The sequence below is a fragment of the Limosilactobacillus pulli genome (assembly GCF_947381555.1).
GTDB lineage: Bacteria > Bacillota > Bacilli > Lactobacillales > Lactobacillaceae > Limosilactobacillus > Limosilactobacillus pulli.
In genome coordinates, this window is the sequence record NZ_CANCWQ010000007.1 from 45,921 (window position 1) to 63,816 (window position 17,896).

14 protein-coding genes are annotated in these 17,896 nt (G+C 47.4%); 12 read left to right on the forward strand and 2 right to left on the reverse strand.

Annotated features, from left to right (window positions below):
• Window positions 1-72: 72 nt before the first annotated feature.
• The 4 genes from rpsA to QOS03_RS03560 all read left to right on the forward strand — a co-directional run bounded on the left by rpsA (window position 73) and on the right by QOS03_RS03560 (window position 4,890).
• On the forward strand, window positions 73-1,302 hold the full coding sequence (gene rpsA / locus QOS03_RS03545; protein WP_283575354.1) for a 30S ribosomal protein S1: 1,230 nt from the start codon (window positions 73-75) through the stop codon (window positions 1,300-1,302).
• Between the two features lie 141 nt (window positions 1,303-1,443).
• Complete coding sequence (gene der / locus QOS03_RS03550; protein ID WP_272209106.1) at window positions 1,444-2,754, forward strand: ribosome biogenesis GTPase Der; 1,311 nt, start codon at window positions 1,444-1,446, stop codon at window positions 2,752-2,754.
• Between the two features lie 307 nt (window positions 2,755-3,061).
• Complete coding sequence (locus QOS03_RS03555) at window positions 3,062-3,337, forward strand: HU family DNA-binding protein (RefSeq protein WP_033934753.1); 276 nt, start codon at window positions 3,062-3,064, stop codon at window positions 3,335-3,337.
• Window positions 3,338-3,630: 293 nt separating this feature from the next.
• The gene (locus tag QOS03_RS03560) at window positions 3,631-4,890 is read left to right on the forward strand and encodes a tetratricopeptide repeat protein (protein WP_283575355.1); all 1,260 of its coding nucleotides are present in this window, start codon (window positions 3,631-3,633) and stop codon (window positions 4,888-4,890) included.
• A 228-nt stretch (window positions 4,891-5,118) separates the two neighbouring features.
• Here the strand turns inward: QOS03_RS03560 and QOS03_RS03565 are convergent, their stop codons facing one another.
• Window positions 5,119-5,946: a site-specific integrase gene (locus tag QOS03_RS03565; RefSeq protein ID WP_240936853.1), complete on the reverse strand. Its 828-nt coding sequence runs from the start codon at window positions 5,944-5,946 to the stop codon at window positions 5,119-5,121.
• Between the two features lie 273 nt (window positions 5,947-6,219).
• Here QOS03_RS03565 and QOS03_RS03570 point away from each other — a divergent pair, with 273 nt between their 5' ends.
• The 4 genes from QOS03_RS03570 to QOS03_RS03585 all read left to right on the forward strand — a co-directional run bounded on the left by QOS03_RS03570 (window position 6,220) and on the right by QOS03_RS03585 (window position 10,890).
• Window positions 6,220-7,434, forward strand: coding sequence for a CCA tRNA nucleotidyltransferase (locus QOS03_RS03570; protein WP_283575356.1), 1,215 nt, complete (start codon window positions 6,220-6,222; stop codon window positions 7,432-7,434).
• A complete protein-coding gene (locus tag QOS03_RS03575) occupies window positions 7,434-9,347 on the forward strand; it encodes an ABC-F family ATP-binding cassette domain-containing protein (protein WP_283575357.1) in 1,914 nt (637 codons plus the stop codon). The genes QOS03_RS03570 and QOS03_RS03575 overlap by 1 nt, the downstream gene beginning before the upstream one ends.
• Before the next feature lie 71 nt (window positions 9,348-9,418).
• On the forward strand, window positions 9,419-10,381 hold the full coding sequence (locus QOS03_RS03580; protein ID WP_283575358.1) for a thymidylate synthase: 963 nt from the start codon (window positions 9,419-9,421) through the stop codon (window positions 10,379-10,381).
• Between the two features lie 11 nt (window positions 10,382-10,392).
• Window positions 10,393-10,890, forward strand: coding sequence for a dihydrofolate reductase (locus tag QOS03_RS03585; RefSeq protein ID WP_169461526.1), 498 nt, complete (start codon window positions 10,393-10,395; stop codon window positions 10,888-10,890).
• On the opposite strand, the gene trhA is transcribed toward QOS03_RS03585, so the two are convergent.
• On the reverse strand, window positions 10,887-11,525 hold the full coding sequence (gene trhA, locus QOS03_RS03590; protein ID WP_283575359.1) for a PAQR family membrane homeostasis protein TrhA: 639 nt from the start codon (window positions 11,523-11,525) through the stop codon (window positions 10,887-10,889). The genes QOS03_RS03585 and trhA overlap by 4 nt on opposite strands.
• 197 nt (window positions 11,526-11,722) lie before the next feature.
• Between trhA and QOS03_RS03595 the strand changes: the two genes are divergently transcribed.
• From QOS03_RS03595 to carB, 4 genes are all read left to right on the forward strand, one after another.
• Entirely contained in the window at window positions 11,723-12,565 is an 843-nt protein-coding gene (locus QOS03_RS03595; protein ID WP_056967742.1) for a DegV family protein, read from the forward strand.
• 447 nt (window positions 12,566-13,012) lie between these two features.
• Window positions 13,013-13,549 carry a bifunctional pyr operon transcriptional regulator/uracil phosphoribosyltransferase PyrR gene (pyrR, locus tag QOS03_RS03600; RefSeq protein WP_169461529.1) on the forward strand — a complete coding sequence of 179 codons (537 nt, stop codon included), beginning with the start codon at window positions 13,013-13,015 and terminating at the stop codon, window positions 13,547-13,549.
• Window positions 13,550-13,578: 29 nt separating this feature from the next.
• A complete protein-coding gene (locus QOS03_RS03605; protein ID WP_272216233.1) occupies window positions 13,579-14,667 on the forward strand; it encodes a carbamoyl phosphate synthase small subunit in 1,089 nt (362 codons plus the stop codon).
• The gene (carB, locus tag QOS03_RS03610; RefSeq protein WP_283575360.1) at window positions 14,660-17,845 is read left to right on the forward strand and encodes a carbamoyl-phosphate synthase large subunit; all 3,186 of its coding nucleotides are present in this window, start codon (window positions 14,660-14,662) and stop codon (window positions 17,843-17,845) included. Before QOS03_RS03605 ends, carB begins: the two co-directional genes overlap by 8 nt.
• Window positions 17,846-17,896 lie beyond the last annotated feature (51 nt).

Sequence of the window (17,896 nt, forward strand, 5' to 3'; positions counted from 1 at the left end):
ACACTGGTAAACTTGGTTCAACTCTAGTAAAATAGTGCCTAGAGTTGATTGTTGCAAGGAGGATTTTTTTTAATGGCTGAAAACGAAAACAAAGACGCGATGTTAGAAGCGCTCGACAGCATCAAAGAAGTTAAGGTTGGCGATGTTGTTAAGGGCAAGGTACTGCAAATTGATGATCGTCAAGCGATCGTTGGTATTGAAGACTCAGGTGTTGAAGGGGTTGTCCCGGCTAACCAACTGTCTTCCAAGCCCGTTGAAGACATCAACACGGTTGTGAAGGTCGGCGACGAACTGGACCTGGTTGTCATCTCCAAGATTGGCAGCGACAAGGAAAACGGCAGTTACCTGCTTTCACACCGGCGCTTGGAAGCCATGAAGGTATGGGACGATCTGGAAAAGAAATTCGAAGCTGGTGAAACGATCACGGCTAAGGTTACCCAAGCTGTTAAGGGTGGTCTGGTTGTAGATGCCGGCGTTCGTGGTTTCGTACCTGCCTCAATGATTACTGACCACTACGTTGAAGACTTGAACCAATTCAAAGGTCAAGAACTTGAATTCAAGATTGTTGAAATCGAACCAAGCGACAATCGCCTGATTCTTTCTCACAAGGAAATCGTTCAAGCTCAACACGAAGAAGCTGCTAAGAAGGTCTTCTCTGAACTGCAACCTGGCGACGTTGTCGAAGGTAAGGTAGCTCGGATGACCAACTTTGGTGCCTTCATCGACCTTGGTGGCGTAGACGGTCTGGTTCACGTTTCTGAAATTTCCTACGACCACGTTGACAAGCCATCTGACGTTCTGGAAGTTGGCCAAGACGTTAAGGTTAAGGTTCTGAGCGTTGAACCAGAACGCGAACGTATTTCCCTGTCCATCAAGCAAACGCTGCCTGGACCATGGGATGACATTCAAGACAAGGCTCCAGTTGGCGCAGTTCTGACTGGTACTGTTAAGCGCCTGACCAGCTTTGGTGCTTTTGTTGAAGTATTCCCTGGCGTTGAAGGTTTGGTACACATTTCCCAAATCTCCCACAAGCACATTGCTACGCCAGCTGATGTTCTGAAGCCAGGCGAAGAAGTCAAGGTTAAGGTTCTGAACGTTGACCCTGAACACCAACGTCTTGGTCTGTCCATCAAGGCACTGGAAGAAAAGCCAGCTGGTTCTGACAACAACGAAGGCCACCGTGGCGGCAACCGTCGTCCTCGTCGTCGTAACAACGACTACAAGGCCAACATGCCAGAAGAAGAAAACGGCTTTACGCTGGGCGATCTGATCGGTGACGAACTGAAGAACGCTCGCAAGTAATTTAACATTGCGTTAAGAGCAAAGCTGGGATTTTTCCCAGCTTTGTTTTTTCGTTAGGGCCCTTTGGCAATCAGTTGAAGGGAACGCTAAAATATCTGAGATCAATCAAAATAAATCTAATTAGAAAGAAGGTGCCGATTTATGGCAAATCCAATCGTAGCCATCGTTGGTCGCCCCAACGTTGGTAAATCTACGCTGTTTAATCGAATTGCCGGCGAACGAATCTCAATCGTTGAGGATACGCCAGGTGTGACGCGCGACCGGATCTATGCGCATGGTGAATGGCTGGGCAAGCATTTTAGTCTGATCGATACTGGTGGGATTGAGATGTCCGATCAACCGTTGTCGACTCAGATTAGAGAGCAGGCCGAAGTGGCGATTGACGAGGCTGATGTTATCGTAATGGTGGTCGACGTGCGTAGCGGCGTTACCGATGCCGATGAGCAGGTTGCTCAAATTCTGTACCGGTCTGACAAGCCAGTTGTTTTGGCGGTCAATAAGGTCGACAACCCAGAGCGACGTTCCGATGTGTATGACTTTTATTCACTGGGCCTGGGCGAACCATATCCAGTTTCCAGCGTGCATGGAGTCGGCGTTGGGGATTTGTTGGATGCCGTCATCAAAAACTTCCCTGAAAATGCCGCTAACGATGAAGACGACACGATTCACTTTAGTTTGATTGGCCGGCCCAACGTTGGCAAGTCTTCGATCGTCAATGCCATGCTGGGTGAGGATCGAGTTATTGTATCCAATATTGCTGGGACAACGCGTGATGCCATTGATACGCATTTTAAGGCGGATGGCCGTGAATTTACGATGGTCGATACGGCCGGAATCAAGAAAAAAGGCAAGCTCTATGAAAATACCGAACGATATGCTCTGATGCGTTCGATGCGGGCGATTGACGGCAGTGATGTCGTGCTGGTCGTTTTGAATGCCGAAGAGGGGATTCGCGAGCTGGACAAGCACATTGCTGGGTATGCTCATGAAGCTGGCAAGGGGATCATCATCGTAGTCAACAAGTGGGATACGATTCCTGACCGTGATCAACGTACGATGACCGACTTTACCAACCTGATTCGTCAAGAATTCCAATACCTTAGCTATGCCCCAATCATCTTTGTTTCCGCTAAGACGCGGCAACGGCTGCTCAAATTGCCTAAGATGATTGAGGAGGTCTACGATCACAGCCGGCGTCGTATTCAGTCATCCGTACTTAACGATGTAATCATGGATGCCATTGCAGCCAACCCAACGCCAAGTACGAATGGTCGGCGGCTGCGCGTCTACTATGCAACCCAGGTGGCGATTGAACCGCCAACGTTTGTTATTTTTGTCAACGATCCGGATCTGATGCACTTCTCATATGCGCGTTATCTGGAAAACCAGATTCGTCAAGCATTTGATTTCTCAGGAACGCCGATTCATTTGATTAAACGTAAGCGTAAATAGCATAATGATGTTTTTTGCATCAAAAATCAAGCCGGACCAGCTTTAGTGAAAAGGGACTTTAAGTCATTTTTTGGCAGCCGAAGCGATCAAAAGAGGCATATGAACATGATAACGTTCGCAAATCAGCGTTTCATTGAATTTTCATTTAAAAAGTCCTATAAACCGCTTGTCAGCGCAGTTTCACTATGCTAATCTAGTTTTTGAAATGATGCGTGAAACGTTATTGTTTCGTTAATTTTGGACCACTCAAAATTAACTGATCCTATGACGGGGAAATTTCCATCGTCAATGGTGGGAGGTGAAACACATGGCAAACAAAGCACAACTGGTTAGCGACGTTGCTACGGCAACTGGTCTGACGAAGAAGGATGCTACGGCTGCTGTAGACGCTGTCTTCAGTTCCATCCAAGCATCTCTGGCCAAGGGTGAAAAGGTTCAATTAATCGGTTTTGGTAACTTTGAAGTACGGCAACGTGCCGCACGCAAAGGCCGCAACCCACAAACTGGACAAGAAATTGAAATCCCTGCAAGCAAGGTTCCAGCATTCAAGCCGGGCAAAGCTTTGAAGGACGCCGTTAAGTAATTAACGACGGTAAAAAAATGAAGCGACGATCGTTTTTGACGGTCGTCGCTTTTTATGTCAGCCGTAGTTTTAGATCGCCGCGCCGAATGTGAGCACTGGCGACAGCAATAATAAAGCAATGATACCAATTGAAACGCAATGCCGGGTCGGTTGCCAAAATCTTGATGACGTTTTAATCATGGATAACATTACTAAGATTAGACCGTCGAGTTGGTCCAACGATGCTTTGACAAGGGATTGATGCTGATTTTATGTTAAACTAAATAAGCATGATTAATTAAGGGGGAAATAGCGTGACTTTTTCCGAAAAATGTCTCCAGGCAATTGAAGATGGCGATATGGAAACCGCCCAAAAAGAATTCACCTGGGCCTTACGCAAAGACGATGATGAGATTTTGTACAATTTGGCGGAGCAGCTTTATGCACTGGGATTGATGCCCCAAGCTCGCCGCGCTTATCTGAAGCTTTTGGAGCGCTATCCAGATGAAGATGAATTGCGAACGTCTTTGGCCGAGATTGCCATCGACAATGGTCACAACGATGAGGCGCTGGCCTATTTAACACAGATTGCGCCGGACTCACCAGCCTATGTCCAGGCATTATTGGTGGCAGCTGATCTTTATCAAACCGAGGGACAGTTTGAAGTAACTGAGACCAAGCTCAAACAGGCTTATCAGGCAGCTCCTGAAGAACCGGCCGTTTTGTTTGCCATGGGTGAGTTTTATTATCTGGTTGGTCAGTTTGACAAGGCAATTCCATTTTACTTTGCCTTGATTCAAACCGGGGCCGTTGAATTTGCCAAAGTTGATATCGCGGCACGGCTGGGGATGGCCTATGCTCAAAGCGGTCACTATGAGCAGGCACTGGGCTATCTCAAACAAGTAGCGCCCGAGTATCAGACCAGCGACGTCCGTTTTCAGACCGGGCTGACACAGCTCGAATTGGGTGAGTACAAGGATGCGATTCAAACGCTGACCGATCTGATCAAAGATGATGATCAGTATGCCTCGGCCTATCCAGCATTGGCACGATCCTATGAGCAGACGCAGCAGTATGAGGCTGCTTTAAAGACTGTTCAAGAAGGACTCGGCGTGGATCAGTACAACGAGCATCTCTTTGAATTGGCTGCCAAAATGGCCAGTCACGTTGACGATCTCAAACTGATGCAAAAGTATCTGCAAAAAGCCCATGAGCTGGATCCAGACAATCTGACGATTACTTTGGAATACAGCAATCTGTTGGTTAAACAAGGTGAGCATCAGGCAAACGTTGAATTGATTGCACCGCTGATCAAAGATGATGAGGTTGATCCGCAGCTCTACTGGAATCTGGCAGTATCATATCAGGCATTGGAGAAATACGATTTAGCAGGGCAATGCTACCAAGCGGCGATGTCAAGCTACAATGAGAATCTGGCTTTCTTAAAGAATCTCATCAGTTTTTATCAAGAAACCGGTCAGCGCGACTTAATGATCGACGAACTGGAGCATTATGTGCGGCTTAATCCTACCGACAGTGAAATGCAGGAGCGCTTGGATCAAGAAATGTTTTGATTCAGCCAGTCAAAAATGCACAGCTGCAGTAATTGAAAAGAGGCTGGGAATTAACTCAACCTCTATGGATAATAATGCCTCAGCACAGTAGCTGGCTGGTAGTTCAAACACTGATAAATCAGTATTTGAACTACCTAGCCATCCTTGCGGAGGTTCGAAGACAAACTCCGAAAATCGGTTGCAAGCTGATTTTCGGAGTTTTTTCTCACTCTCTTTTGATTGGAAAGTTTATTTGATCTGCAGCAGCAGGCGCTGATAGTAGAGCAGTGATTGTGGATTCAGCCTCAGCATGGTCTGCAGCTCTTGGGGCGTAGCATTGCGATGCTGGGCAAGCTGATAAAGAATATAGCTTTGATGCAGATACTTGGGTGCCAAGCGGATGCCCAGATATTCCTCATCGGCTTTGAGGTATTTGAACAATCCGGCATTGCTGATCCAGGGATGCTCACGGTTGAGTCGCTGCTTTAAAAAAATATCCTGACAGTGCTGCAGCTGCTGGATGGGAGCGATATATTCATCAAATGCCGTCATAAATCGTTTTTCAGCCTCGTTTTTCGGCTGGAGACTGCGCCAGACATCGCCAAAGCCCGGCTGCAAAAACTCGCTGACCGTATAACCGCGACTGCTTAAAAACAAAACGGCGCGGGTAAAGTATTGAATCTGATCATCAGCCAAAATATCGTCTAATTTAAGCAGCCACTTAGTTGAAAGATGCTGATTGGGCTTGGTGGCCTTGCCGTGAATGGTCAGCGTAGGGTAGGTATCGATTAATTGATGCGTAAACAAAAAGCGGAAATAGCGACTGAGCTGGGAAAGGACCTTGTTAAAAGTTGCCAGCGTAATGTCTTGCTCATCACGCAGCCAGTTCAGATAGGCCCGGACGTCGGTTTCGGTAACGTTTTTGGCGCTTGGATCATGGGCATAGCCAGGGCGCTGATCTTCCAAATAGTTGAACAGTTGCCGCAGTGTGGCATCATAGGCATCAATGGTCATCGGTGCCCGGCCTCTAGCTTTTAATTCACGATGAAACGCCGCTTGGTAAGGGTATTGATCCAAAAGTAAGCTCCTTTCTGATTTGAATTAAGCAGTATTGATTTACCTTAACAATAACGCCAAACCAAACGCAAAGCAAGCAATCAAACTTAGAATTGCCTGACATTTATCTGGCTGAGGTTCACGATAGGCTGATCAATTATTATTTGGATTATCGTATTGTTTAATGCCGATCAATAGTAAATCGTAGTTCTCGTTTTCGACTTCTCTAAAGTTTGCTAAAATAGTTAGGACTGGTTATGACAACCAAATCCACGCAATAAGGAAATGATATCCGTGAAAATCGAGAAACTACCGGCCATCTTTGAACCTGCGCGTCCAATTTTACAGCGCATTGAGCAGGCCGGTTTTGAGGCATATTTTGTCGGTGGCTGCGTACGTGATACGATCTTGGGTGATGAGATTCACGACATTGATATTGCCACCAGTGCCTATCCTGCTGAAATCAAGCAGATTTTTACCCGTACGGTCGATACCGGTATTGAGCATGGTACGGTTATGATTTTGGATCATGGCGTTGGCTATGAGACCACCACTTTTCGAACTGAATCAGGCTACCAGGACTTTCGGCGTCCCGATTCAGTTACGTTCGTTCGCTCGCTGGCTGAGGATCTAAGGCGGCGTGATTTTACGATTAATGCTTTGGCATTGAAGGAAAACGGTGAGGTCATCGATTTGTTTGATGGCCTAGGCGACTTAAAACGGCACTTGATCAAGGCAGTCGGTGAGCCAGCCGAACGCTTTCATGAAGACGCGCTGCGCATGATGCGGGCGGTCCGCTTTGCCAGCAAGCTTGACTTTCAGATTGATGAAAAGACCAGACAAGGCATTCAAGAAAATGCACCGCTTCTAGAAAAGATTGCCATTGAACGGATTCGCGTTGAATTTGAGAAGCTTTTGCTTGGTCAAAATCCAACCGCTGGCCTCAAGGACCTGCTCGTTACTGATCTATACCGCTACTGTCCAAGATTGGCCGATCAAAAAACGGCTCTGGAGCAGCTTTTGGACCTTAAGCAATGGCATCTGAAAACCGAAGCCGAAGCCTGGGCAGTGCTGATGCAGGTCATGCGGTTTGATCATCCCCAGCGCAATGCATTTTTAAAGGCTTGGAAGACATCCAATGATCTGATCAGCGACGTCCAAAAAATCGTACCAGCCGTCCAAGCAATCTTAAACGATCAATTGACGCCCAAGCTCTTGTTTGATACTGGCGACCGACTGCTGCTCAGTGCCAATCGCGTGGCGGCAATGTTTGGCCACAGCCTAGAAGAACTTGATTTGCGCGATCGCTATCAGGCTTTGCCGATTAAAAGTACAAAAGAGCTGGCAGTTAATGGCGGTCAGCTGATCAAACTGGCGCATGTCAAGCCTGGGCCAAAGATGGGGCAGATTTTGCATGAATTGCAGCAGCGGGTCTTGGATCGCAGTCTGCCCAATGATCAAAATGCTTTGTTGGCGGCAGCTGCACAATTAGCAAAAGAGGAAGATTAATGAAAACATTAAGAGCTGAAAATCTAACCAGCACGTATGGCGAAAAAACGCTGTTTAAAGACGTTTCGTTTATTATCAACGAACAGGATCGGATTGGATTGATCGGTACCAACGGCAGCGGTAAAACCTCGCTATTAAACGTTATCAGTGGGGCAGTCAACGCTGAATCAGGCGAGATCATCAAGCCCAGCGATTATTCGATTGGATATTTAAAGCAACAGCCTGACTTAGACGAGGAAAAGACAATTATGGATGCCGTGTTTGCAGGCGGCCAACCGGTCTTTCAAACGATTCGTCAATATGAAAAGGCCTTGCTGGACTTCAGTGCGCATCCCGAAGATTCCAAACTCAGTGATCGTTTTACCAAGATGCAGGCAGCCATGGATCAAGAAGATGCCTGGGAAGCCGACAGTCGCGTTAAGACGATTTTGACGCAGCTGAAGATCAATGATGCCAATCAAAAGATCAAAGAACTCTCCGGTGGTCAGCGTAAGCGAGTCGGCTTGGCTCAGGTTTTGATTCAAGAACCGGATCTTTTGATGCTGGATGAGCCAACCAACCACTTGGATATTGATTCAATCATGTGGCTGCAAGACTATCTGGCCAGCTATCGCGGGGCCGTGCTGGTCGTTACGCATGACCGTTACTTTTTGGATCAGGTTGCCAATCATATCTGGGAGCTGTCGTTTGGCAAACTTTATCATTATGACGGCAACTATCAAGATTTTGTGGCTCAAAAAGCGACACGGGTTGAATTAGCGCAGGAAGGCGAGCGTAAGCGGCAGGCCCTTTACAAAAAAGAACTGGCCTGGATGCGGCATGGTGCCAAGGCTCGCTCAACCAAGCAAAAAGGACGCATTAATCGTTTTAACGAGCTCAAGGACAATCTGGGCAAGCTGAAAGTCGATGAGGATATCTCAATTGAACTAGGCTCGCAGCGATTGGGCAAAGACGTTATTGAAATGCAGCATGCCAATCTAAAGTATGGTAATCATGAAATCTTAAACGACTTTGACTGGCTGGTGCAAGCCGGCGATCGGATCGGCATTACTGGTGAAAATGGTGCCGGCAAGACCTCGCTTTTAAATGTGATCGCGGGTCGGACCAAGCTTGATTCTGGCGTTTTGAAGATTGGCGAGACCGTTAAGCTGGGATACTATACACAGCAGACGGAAGGCATTGATGACGACAAGCGCATGATCAGTTATCTGAGCGAGGTTGCCGATGACGTGGTTGATAAAAATGGCAATCACGTCAACGTCACGCAGCTGCTGGAGCGTTTCTTGTTCCCACGCTTCATGCATGGTACCTTGATTCGTAAGCTTTCTGGTGGTGAAAAACGGCGGCTGTATCTGTTAAAGATCTTGATGCAGCAGCCAAACGTTCTGCTGTTGGATGAACCGACCAATGATTTGGATATCGGCACACTGACTGTTTTGGAAGACTATTTAGACGACTTTGCAGGTACGGTCATTACCGTTTCTCACGACCGCTACTTCTTGGACAAGGTAGCCGACAACCTGCTGATCTTCCATGGTCAGGGTAAGATTGAACGCTATCGCGGCTATTACACAGAATATCTCAAAAAGGCCCAGGCCGATGCTCAGGCAGCTCAGGCGGCCAAATCCGCAGCCAAGGCAGCCGCTAAGAAAACGGCAGCTGCCGTTAAGCCTGTTAAAGAAAACAAGGCTAAGACCAAACTGACCTATGCTGAAAAACTGGAATGGGACCATATTGACGAAGAGATCGATCAGCTAGACGAACGTCAAAAACAAATCGAAAATAAAATGGCCGCAAATGGTGACAACTATGCCAAGTTGGCTGAGCTGCAAAAAGAATTGAATGAAGTGCAAAAAGCCTTGGCAGACAAGACCGAACGCTGGGAGTATCTTAGCGAATTCGTAGATGAATAGTAAAATAGACGCGCCTATCACAGTGATGTGCTAGAATGAAACTTATTTGATGATTGAAAGGAAGATAAGACATGGCAATCAATGATAATGAGCAGCAGTACCTGGATCTGGCTCGCTATGTGCTGGAACATGGCCACGAAAAAAGCGACCGGACAGGAACGGGGACGCGCTCAGTATTTGGCTATCAGATGCATTTTGACCTCAACGCCGGCTTTCCGATTCTGACCACCAAGTTTGTTCCATTTGGCCTGGTAAAAAGCGAGTTGTTGTGGTTTTTGCGCGGTGATACCAATATTCGCTTCCTGCTGCAGCATAAAAATCATATCTGGGATGAATGGGCCTTTAAAAAATGGGTTGAAAGTCCGGAATACAAGGGCCCTGATATGACGGACTTCGGTCACCGCTGGTTAAAGGATCCTGAATTTAAAAAGGTTTATTTGGCTGAGAAGAATGCCTTTTGTGAGCGTATCTTAAACGATAACGAGTTTGCTAAAAAATATGGTGATTTAGGATTGGTCTATGGTTCACAATGGCGCCATTGGAAGACCAGTGATGGACATTACATTGATCAGATTGCCAAAGTCATTGAACAGATCAAGACGACGCCGGATTCACGGCGGATGATCGTTTCGGCCTGGAATCCTGAAGATGTTGACAGCATGGCATTGCCACCTTGTCACACGATGTTTCAGTTCTACGTCAATGACGGCAAGCTGAGTTGTCAGCTGTATCAACGCAGTGCCGACATCTTTTTGGGCGTGCCGTTCAACATCGCCAGCTACGCGCTTTTGACCCACATGATTGCCAAAGAGTGTGGTCTGGGCGTGGGCGAGTTCGTGCACACATTAGGGGATGCCCACATCTACAGCAACCATATCGATCAGATCAAAGAACAGCTTTCCCGGACGCCACATCCAGCACCAAAACTGATTTTGCCCGATGATCCTAAGCCGGTTGATCAATACGAAATGACCGACATCAAGCTGGAAAACTATGAGCATGAGGCCGGTATCAAGGCTCCAGTAGCCGTCTAAGAGGTGTTTTTATGAATCAGCTTGACTTTATCTGGGCCCAGGATCCAGATGGCTATATCGGCAAAAATGGTACTATGCCATGGCATTTGCCAGCCGATCTGAAGCATTTTAAGGCCGTTACGCTCAATCATCCCGTTATTATGGGAGCCAATACGTTTAAGTCGATTGGCCGGCCGCTGCCCAAGCGTGAAAACATTGTCTTGACTCATCAAGAGCTTGACGATTCTGGGATTACGGTAATTCACAGTGTTGATGAGCTGCAGAAATTGCTCAATGATCGATTGGCAGATCAGCACTGCTTTGTTATCGGTGGGGCGCAGATTTATCAAAACTTGCTGCCAATGGCGGGGGATCTTTATCGCACGGTTGTTGAGCAGCGTTTTGGCGGTGATACCAAGATGCCGGAAATTGACTATCAGGCTTGGCACCTGGTTGATACTGAAAAAATAAAAAGCGATCAGCCAGAAAAGATTCCTGACTGTCGCTTTGAGCACTGGGTTAAGAACTAAACGTAAAACAAAATTGAAAAGTAGATGAATACCGTGCCGACCATAACGAAAAGATGCCAGATCAGATGCGTGTAGCGCGTTGGCATGCTATAGAGCAGAGCACCCAGAGTATAGGTGATGCCGCCTGCCAAAAGCAGACCAAAGCCAACCGGTCCCAATGCATGCCACAGCGGCCAGAATGCCAGTACGCACATCCAGCCCATAATCACGTAAAAAATCGTTGACCATTTGCTTTTCTTTTGAAACCAGATGCTTTTATAGACGATACCGCAGGCAGCCATGGCCCAAATGATGCCAAACAGCGTCCAGCCCTGCCAGCCTTTAATGGCAACCAGACAATAAGGCGTGTAGCTGGCAGCGATCACCAGATAGATCATATCATGGTCCAGAATCTGAAAAACGCGTTTGGCACGTGTGAAGATCAGTGAGTGAAACAGCGTTGAGGCCAAAAAGAACAGTACCAAAGCGGCTCCGTAGATCGAAAAGGTAACGATGCGCATTGGATTACCGGTATGGGCAGCGCGCACGATCAAAATTACCAGCCCGGCAATGGCTAAGGCGGCACCAACCCCGTGCGTAATGGCATTGGCAATCTCAATCAAAAGCGTTTGGTGACGTGATGTTGAGTTTTTCATTGAAAACAGATGGCTCCTTTCGCAAAGTGCTCGGCGGTGAAATCAGCCGGTATTTCTGCTATACTAAAGTTAATTATAAAGGCGGTTTGCAAGCCCAGTAGACTAAGTTTATAATGTATTTAGTCTTAAAAATAATGTATCTAGTTTTCGATACTAGATACATTATATCAAACTTGATCAGGAAGTGGGTAATTTCCATGTCAAAGATTAAAATTGTGGCTGACTCTTCAGCTGGCCTTACCGACGAAGAAATTAAGAAATATGATATTACGATCGTACCGCTGTCAGTAATGATTGACGGGACGGTTTACGTTGAACGAGAAACGATCACCAATGATCAGTTCCCAACGATGATGAAAAATGCCAAGTCGCTACCTAAGACTTCACAGCCGCCGATTGGCAAGTTCGTTGATGCCTTTGACCAGGCAGGAGCTGATGGCAGCGAGGTGCTGTGCGTGACGATGATGGCTTCAATCAGCGGTACGGTTCATGCGGCGGAGCAGGCTGCCAACATGACCAAGACCAAGGTAACGGTTTATGATTGTCAAACTACTGATCGCTGCATGGCGTTTCAAATTATTGAAGCCGCTAAAGTCATTGAGAATGGCGGAACGGTTGCTGATGCAATTGCCAAGATGAAAGACGTCTTTCAAAAGAGTAAGCTTTATCTGGCAATCGACAATCTCGACAACCTGGTTGCGGGTGGCCGAATCAGCAAATTTGCCGGCGCCCTGTCGCGCTTTATGAATATTAAGGTTATGCTCCAAGTCTATGATGGTGAGATTCACGTGGCTTCTAAAGGCCGCGGGATGAAAGCCATTCATAAGGAATGGGACAAGATCTTAGATGAGATGGCAAATGGCCCTAAAGTTTTAGGCGTTGGTATCTCACACGTTGAGGGGATGAGCGAAGTTGAGCGCTTAAAAGAAAAGGTTCAGGCAATCTGCCCCGATCTGCCAATCGTTGTTCGTGAAACGGTACCAATTATTGCCACGCACACGGGCCTAGGTGCCTGCTGTCTGCTTTACTATACCGAGTAATCAAGAAGTCTGATGCGAAATTGCATCGGGCTTTTTTAATATCTACTGATGTATAAAAAATGAATAAAAATCATTAAACAATCAAAGTAAAATGATTTAATTTATTTAAATAAATGAGAATATCAGCAAAGACAAATGCAAAAAGATGGTCAAATTTAAGCGTATAAGGTCTAAAAAAACGTTTTTTTGGATTAATATGTAAGCGCTTGATTCTGAAACAATAATCATTAATTTCAGAAATATGCTTGACAAACGCATAGCTATCCATTAAATTAAATAACAATCTATATGTCCTTTAAATTTAGTCCCGTGAGGCTAGCAAGGCAGTATCGTTTAAATTTGGTCGACGTTTGGTCGCGTTTTTTAAACAATATGTTGGAGCACTGGTTCACGAGTCGTGAGGCAGTGCTTTTTTTATTGGACAAATTTTGTAAGGAGTTTGGCGAAATGAAAGAATTTTATGATGCGATGGCCATGAAACGGGCCTTAACGCGAATCACCTACGAAATTGTCGAAAGCAATAAGGGTACGCAGAATCTGGTTCTGGTTGGGATCAAGACGCGGGGAGTCTATTTGGCGCGCCGCATTGCCGATCAGCTGCAGAAACTGGAAAACGTGCAGGTACCGGTTGGTGAGCTGGACGTTACCAACTATCGCGATGATCGACGACCGACCGTTAGCAATGAAGATCTAAAGCTGGGTGCCGACATCAACGATCAGCGCGTGGTATTGGTCGATGACGTATTCTTTACCGGCCGCACGACACGAGCAGCATTGGATGCCATTATGGACCAGGGACGGCCACAAAGAGTGCAGGTGGCGGTACTGGTGGATCGGGGACATCGTGAGCTGCCGATTCGACCTGACTTTGTCGGCAAGAACATTCCTACGTCCATGCAGGAGCGCGTAAAGGTTAATGTAAGCGAGATTGATGGTCAAGACAGCGTCGTTTTAATCAAGCAAAACGAAATGGCACGGGCTTGATTGAGATCGTTTAGAAAAGGGAGATTGCAATGAAACGTTATTTGATTATGGAGGATGGCTCAATCTATGAGGGCGAAGGCTTCGGTGCCGATGTTCAAACCACGGGCGAAGTCGTCTTCACCACGGGGATGACTGGTTATCAAGAAGCGATTACCGATCAATCATATGCCAATCAGATCCTGGTATTTACCAATCCACTGATCGGCAACTATGGCGTAACGCTGGACGATTTTGAATCGCTGCAGCCACAGATCAAGGGCGTCATCTGTCGGCAAGTAGCCCGTATTCCAAGCAACTGGCGCATGCAGGATACTCTGCCGGGCTTTTTGGAAAAGATGAACATTCCAGGACTGCAGGGCATCGATACACGTGAATTGGTCCGCAAGCTGCGGCATTTCGGCACGCTGCGAGGACGAATCGTCGACTCAATCGAAAATGCAGCCAGCCTGATTGATGAATTAAAGACGCAAAACCCAACCCAAGGCATTATCAGCCAAGTCTCAACCAAGACGCTTTATCCTAATCCTGGGACCAAGCGCAATATCGTGGTCGTTGACTTTGGGGCCAAGCACAGTATTTTGCGCGAACTGGCAAAACGAGACTGTAATACGATCGTGGTGCCATATTCAACAACTGCTCAAGAGATTTTAAATCTGCATCCTGATGGCGTGCTGCTTTCGAATGGCCCTGGCAACCCCGAGGAAATGACAGCGGCTGCCAAAATGGTTGCTGAGATTGAAAAGCATCTGCCGGTCTTTGGTATCTGCATGGGACATCAGATTTTTGCCTTGGCCAATGGTGCCAGCACCTACAAGATGAAGTTTGGTCACCGCGGATTCAATCATCCAGTCAGAGACATCGCCTCTGGTCAGATCGTCTTTACTTCACAGAATCATGGTTACGCGGTTGATCCAGCTTCAATCGATAAAGAAAAGCTGATGATTACGCATATCGAGATCAACGACGGTACCGTTGAAGGACTGCGGCATCGTCAATATCCGGCATTCTCGGTTCAGTTTCACCCAGATGCCGCCCCGGGTCCGCATGATGCCGACGGTTTGTTTGACGACTTTATCAGTATGGTAGATCAACGAAAGGAAGCACGCACCAATGCCTAAACGGACAGATATTCATAAAATTTTGGTAATCGGCTCTGGTCCAATCATCATTGGTCAGGCAGCCGAGTTTGACTACTCAGGAACCCAGGCCTGCATGGCATTGCGCGAGGAAGGCTATGAAACGGTACTGGTTAACTCTAATCCGGCAACGATCATGACGGATACCGAGATTGCTGATCATGTTTATATTGAACCTTTGACAGTCGAATCAGTGTCACGCATCATTCGCCAGGAATACCCCGATGCCATTTTGCCAACGCTGGGGGGACAGATCGGCTTGAACCTGGCAGTGGCGCTGGGCAAGACGGGGATCTTGGATGAATTGAACATTCAGATGCTGGGTACCAAGTTGGATTCGATTGATGAGGCCGAGGACCGGGAAAAATTCAAAGAGCTGATGCAGCGTTTAAACGAGCCCGTGCCTGCCTCCAAGACGGTGGCCACGGTTGATGAGGCCCTTGAGTTTGCTCATGAGATTGGCTATCCAGTCATTGTACGGCCTGCGTTTACGATGGGTGGCACTGGTGGTGGCATGTGCCATAATGACGATGAATTAAAGGCCATTGCCGCCAACGGCCTTGATTTGTCACCAGCAACGCAGTGTTTGATTGAAAAATCGATTGCCGGCTATAAAGAAATCGAATTTGAGGTAATGCGTGACGCCGCTGACAATGCCATGGTGGTCTGCTGCATGGAAAACTTTGATCCGGTTGGTATTCACACTGGCGATTCGATCGTGTTTGCACCTTGTCAGACGCTTTCCGACCGTGAATATCAGATGCTGCGTGACTGCGCGCTCAAGTTGATTCGGGCGCTTAAGATTGAGGGGGGCTGCAACGTTCAGCTGGCATTGGATCCCAACAGCTATCAATACAACGTAATCGAAGTTAATCCGCGGGTATCGCGTTCCTCGGCCCTGGCCTCCAAGGCGACTGGGTATCCGATTGCCAAGATGGCTGCGAAGATTGCCGTTGGTCTGACTTTAGATGAAATCAAAAACCCGGTTACCGGGACGACGTTTGCTGAATTTGAACCGGCCTTAGACTACGTAGTCTGCAAGATCCCACGCTGGCCCTTTGATAAGTTTACCCATGCCGATCGCCGCTTAGGCAGCCAAATGAAAGCCACTGGCGAGGTCATGGCAAGCGGGCGCAATTGTGAAGAGGCCTTTCAAAAAGCCGTTCGTTCTTTGGAAATCGATCAAAAAGACCTGTTTTCAAAAGCGGCTCAGCAGGCAACCGATACCGAATTAGAAGATAAGCTGGTACATGTTCAAGACGATCGCATCTTTTATTTGGCTGAGGCGCTGCGGCGTGGCTACAGTCTGGCGGACCTGCATGAATTAACCAAGATTACGGTCTATTTCTTGGATATCATTAAGCACATCGTTGAATTAGAAGAACAGATCAAAGAAAATCCTAACGATGCCGCAACGTTAAAACCGGCCAAGCAATACGGCTTTTCTGATCCAACAATTGCCGATCTGTGGCAGACTGATGCCGACAGTGTGCGGCAACTGCGATTGCAAAACGGCATCGTACCGGTCTACAAGATGGTGGATACGTGTGCAGCCGAGTTTGAATCACAGACCCCTTATTTCTACAGTACCTATGATCATGAAAACGAAAGCGTCAAAAGTGAGCGGCCATCCGTTCTGGTAATTGGCTCGGGTCCAATCCGGATCGGGCAGGGGGTTGAGTTTGACTATGCGACCGTTCACAGTGTCAAGGCGATTCAACGTTTGGGCTATGAGGCCATTGTCATGAATTCCAATCCTGAGACGGTCTCTACCGACTTTTCGGTTTCCGACAAGCTTTACTTTGAGCCGTTGACACTAGAAGATGTCTTAAATGTAATTGATCTGGAAAAGCCAATGGGTGTCATCGTTCAGTTTGGTGGTCAGACGGCGATTAATCTGGCAGCTGGCCTGGCTGAGCATGGCGTCAAGATTCTGGGAACCACAGTTAAGGATCTGGATGCTGCCGAGGACCGGGAAGTCTTTGATCAGGTCATCAAGGATCTGCAGTTGAAACAGCCGATTGGTTTAACGGCCACGACTGGAGTAGGCGTCTTAAAAGCGGCCAAGGAGATTGGCTACCCAGTGTTAGTTCGGCCAAGTTATGTTTTAGGCGGTAAGGCAATGGAGATCGTATATAACGAAAAAGAGCTGCATGAATATCTCAGCCAAAACGCACCAGCCGCTGAAGATCATCCAATTTTAGTCGATGCCTACCTGGAAGGGCGTGAATGCGAGGTTGACGCCATCTGTGACGGCAAAGAAGTGCTTTTGCCAGGGATCATGGAGCATATCGAGCGGGCCGGCGTTCACTCTGGGGATTCGATGGCTGTTTATCCGCCTCAAAGCTTTGATGACGACATTAAGCAGCAGATCGTGGCCGCTACCAAGAAACTCTGCGTAGCCTTAAAGTGCGTTGGGATCATGAACATTCAATTCATTATTCATAACCATGAGGCCTATGTCTTGGAAGTTAATCCACGGGCCAGCCGGACGGTTCCATTTTTAAGCAAGATTACCGGTATCGAAATGGCTCAAGTAGCAACTCGCGTAATCTTAGGCGAGTCGCTGGCCAGCCAGGGGTATGAGGATGGACTGTACCCAGAATCCAAGACCATTCATGTCAAGGCCCCCGTCTTTAGCTTTAATAAGCTGGATGATGTTGACAGCTACTTGGGGCCTGAGATGAAGTCTACTGGTGAGGTCATGGGCAGCGACTACACGTTTGAAAAGGCACTTTACAAAGCATTTGAAGGCGCCAAGATGCATCTGCCGGATTATGGCAACGTGCTGCTGACGATTGAGGACCGCGACAAGGAAGTAATTCTGCCACTAGCCAAGCGCTTTGCCAAGATCGGCTACCGGATTTTGGCGACAGATGGCACGGCGGACTTCTTGAAGCAAAACGGTCTGCACGTTACGACGGTTGGCAAGCTGCATGAAGCAGATACCAAACGGGCCAACATTTTAGACGTGTTAAAGAACAATGACGTGGATCTGGTTATCAATACCATGGAGCATGACTATGAAAAGGCTTCGGATGGCTTTGTGATTCGGCAAACGGCCATTGAGCATAATATTCCGCTGCTGACGGCACTGGATACCGTCAACGCGCTGCTCAAGGCCTTGGAGAGCCGCTCATTTGCCACGCAGGCACTATAATTAAAACGACTCGTCTAATATTAGGCGGGTCGTTTTGCTTGGGGTTGACTT

Bases quoted from the DNA above. Each gene is read 5' to 3' on its own strand.
- QOS03_RS03555 (WP_033934753.1), top strand. From the start codon at position 3,062: ATGGCAAACAAAGCACAACTGGTTAGCGACGTTGCTACGGCAACTGGT.
- trhA (WP_283575359.1), bottom strand. From the start codon at position 11,525: ATGAAAAACTCAACATCACGTCACCAAACGCTTTTGATTGAGATTGCC.
- QOS03_RS03580 (WP_283575358.1), top strand. From the start codon at position 9,419: ATGGCAATCAATGATAATGAGCAGCAGTACCTGGATCTGGCTCGCTAT.
- der (WP_272209106.1), top strand. From the start codon at position 1,444: ATGGCAAATCCAATCGTAGCCATCGTTGGTCGCCCCAACGTTGGTAAA.
- pyrR (WP_169461529.1), top strand. From the start codon at position 13,013: ATGAAAGAATTTTATGATGCGATGGCCATGAAACGGGCCTTAACGCGA.
- QOS03_RS03585 (WP_169461526.1), top strand. From the start codon at position 10,393: ATGAATCAGCTTGACTTTATCTGGGCCCAGGATCCAGATGGCTATATC.
- carB (WP_283575360.1), top strand. From the start codon at position 14,660: ATGCCTAAACGGACAGATATTCATAAAATTTTGGTAATCGGCTCTGGT.
- QOS03_RS03575 (WP_283575357.1), top strand. From the start codon at position 7,434: ATGAAAACATTAAGAGCTGAAAATCTAACCAGCACGTATGGCGAAAAA.
- QOS03_RS03605 (WP_272216233.1), top strand. From the start codon at position 13,579: ATGAAACGTTATTTGATTATGGAGGATGGCTCAATCTATGAGGGCGAA.
- rpsA (WP_283575354.1), top strand. From the start codon at position 73: ATGGCTGAAAACGAAAACAAAGACGCGATGTTAGAAGCGCTCGACAGC.
- QOS03_RS03595 (WP_056967742.1), top strand. From the start codon at position 11,723: ATGTCAAAGATTAAAATTGTGGCTGACTCTTCAGCTGGCCTTACCGAC.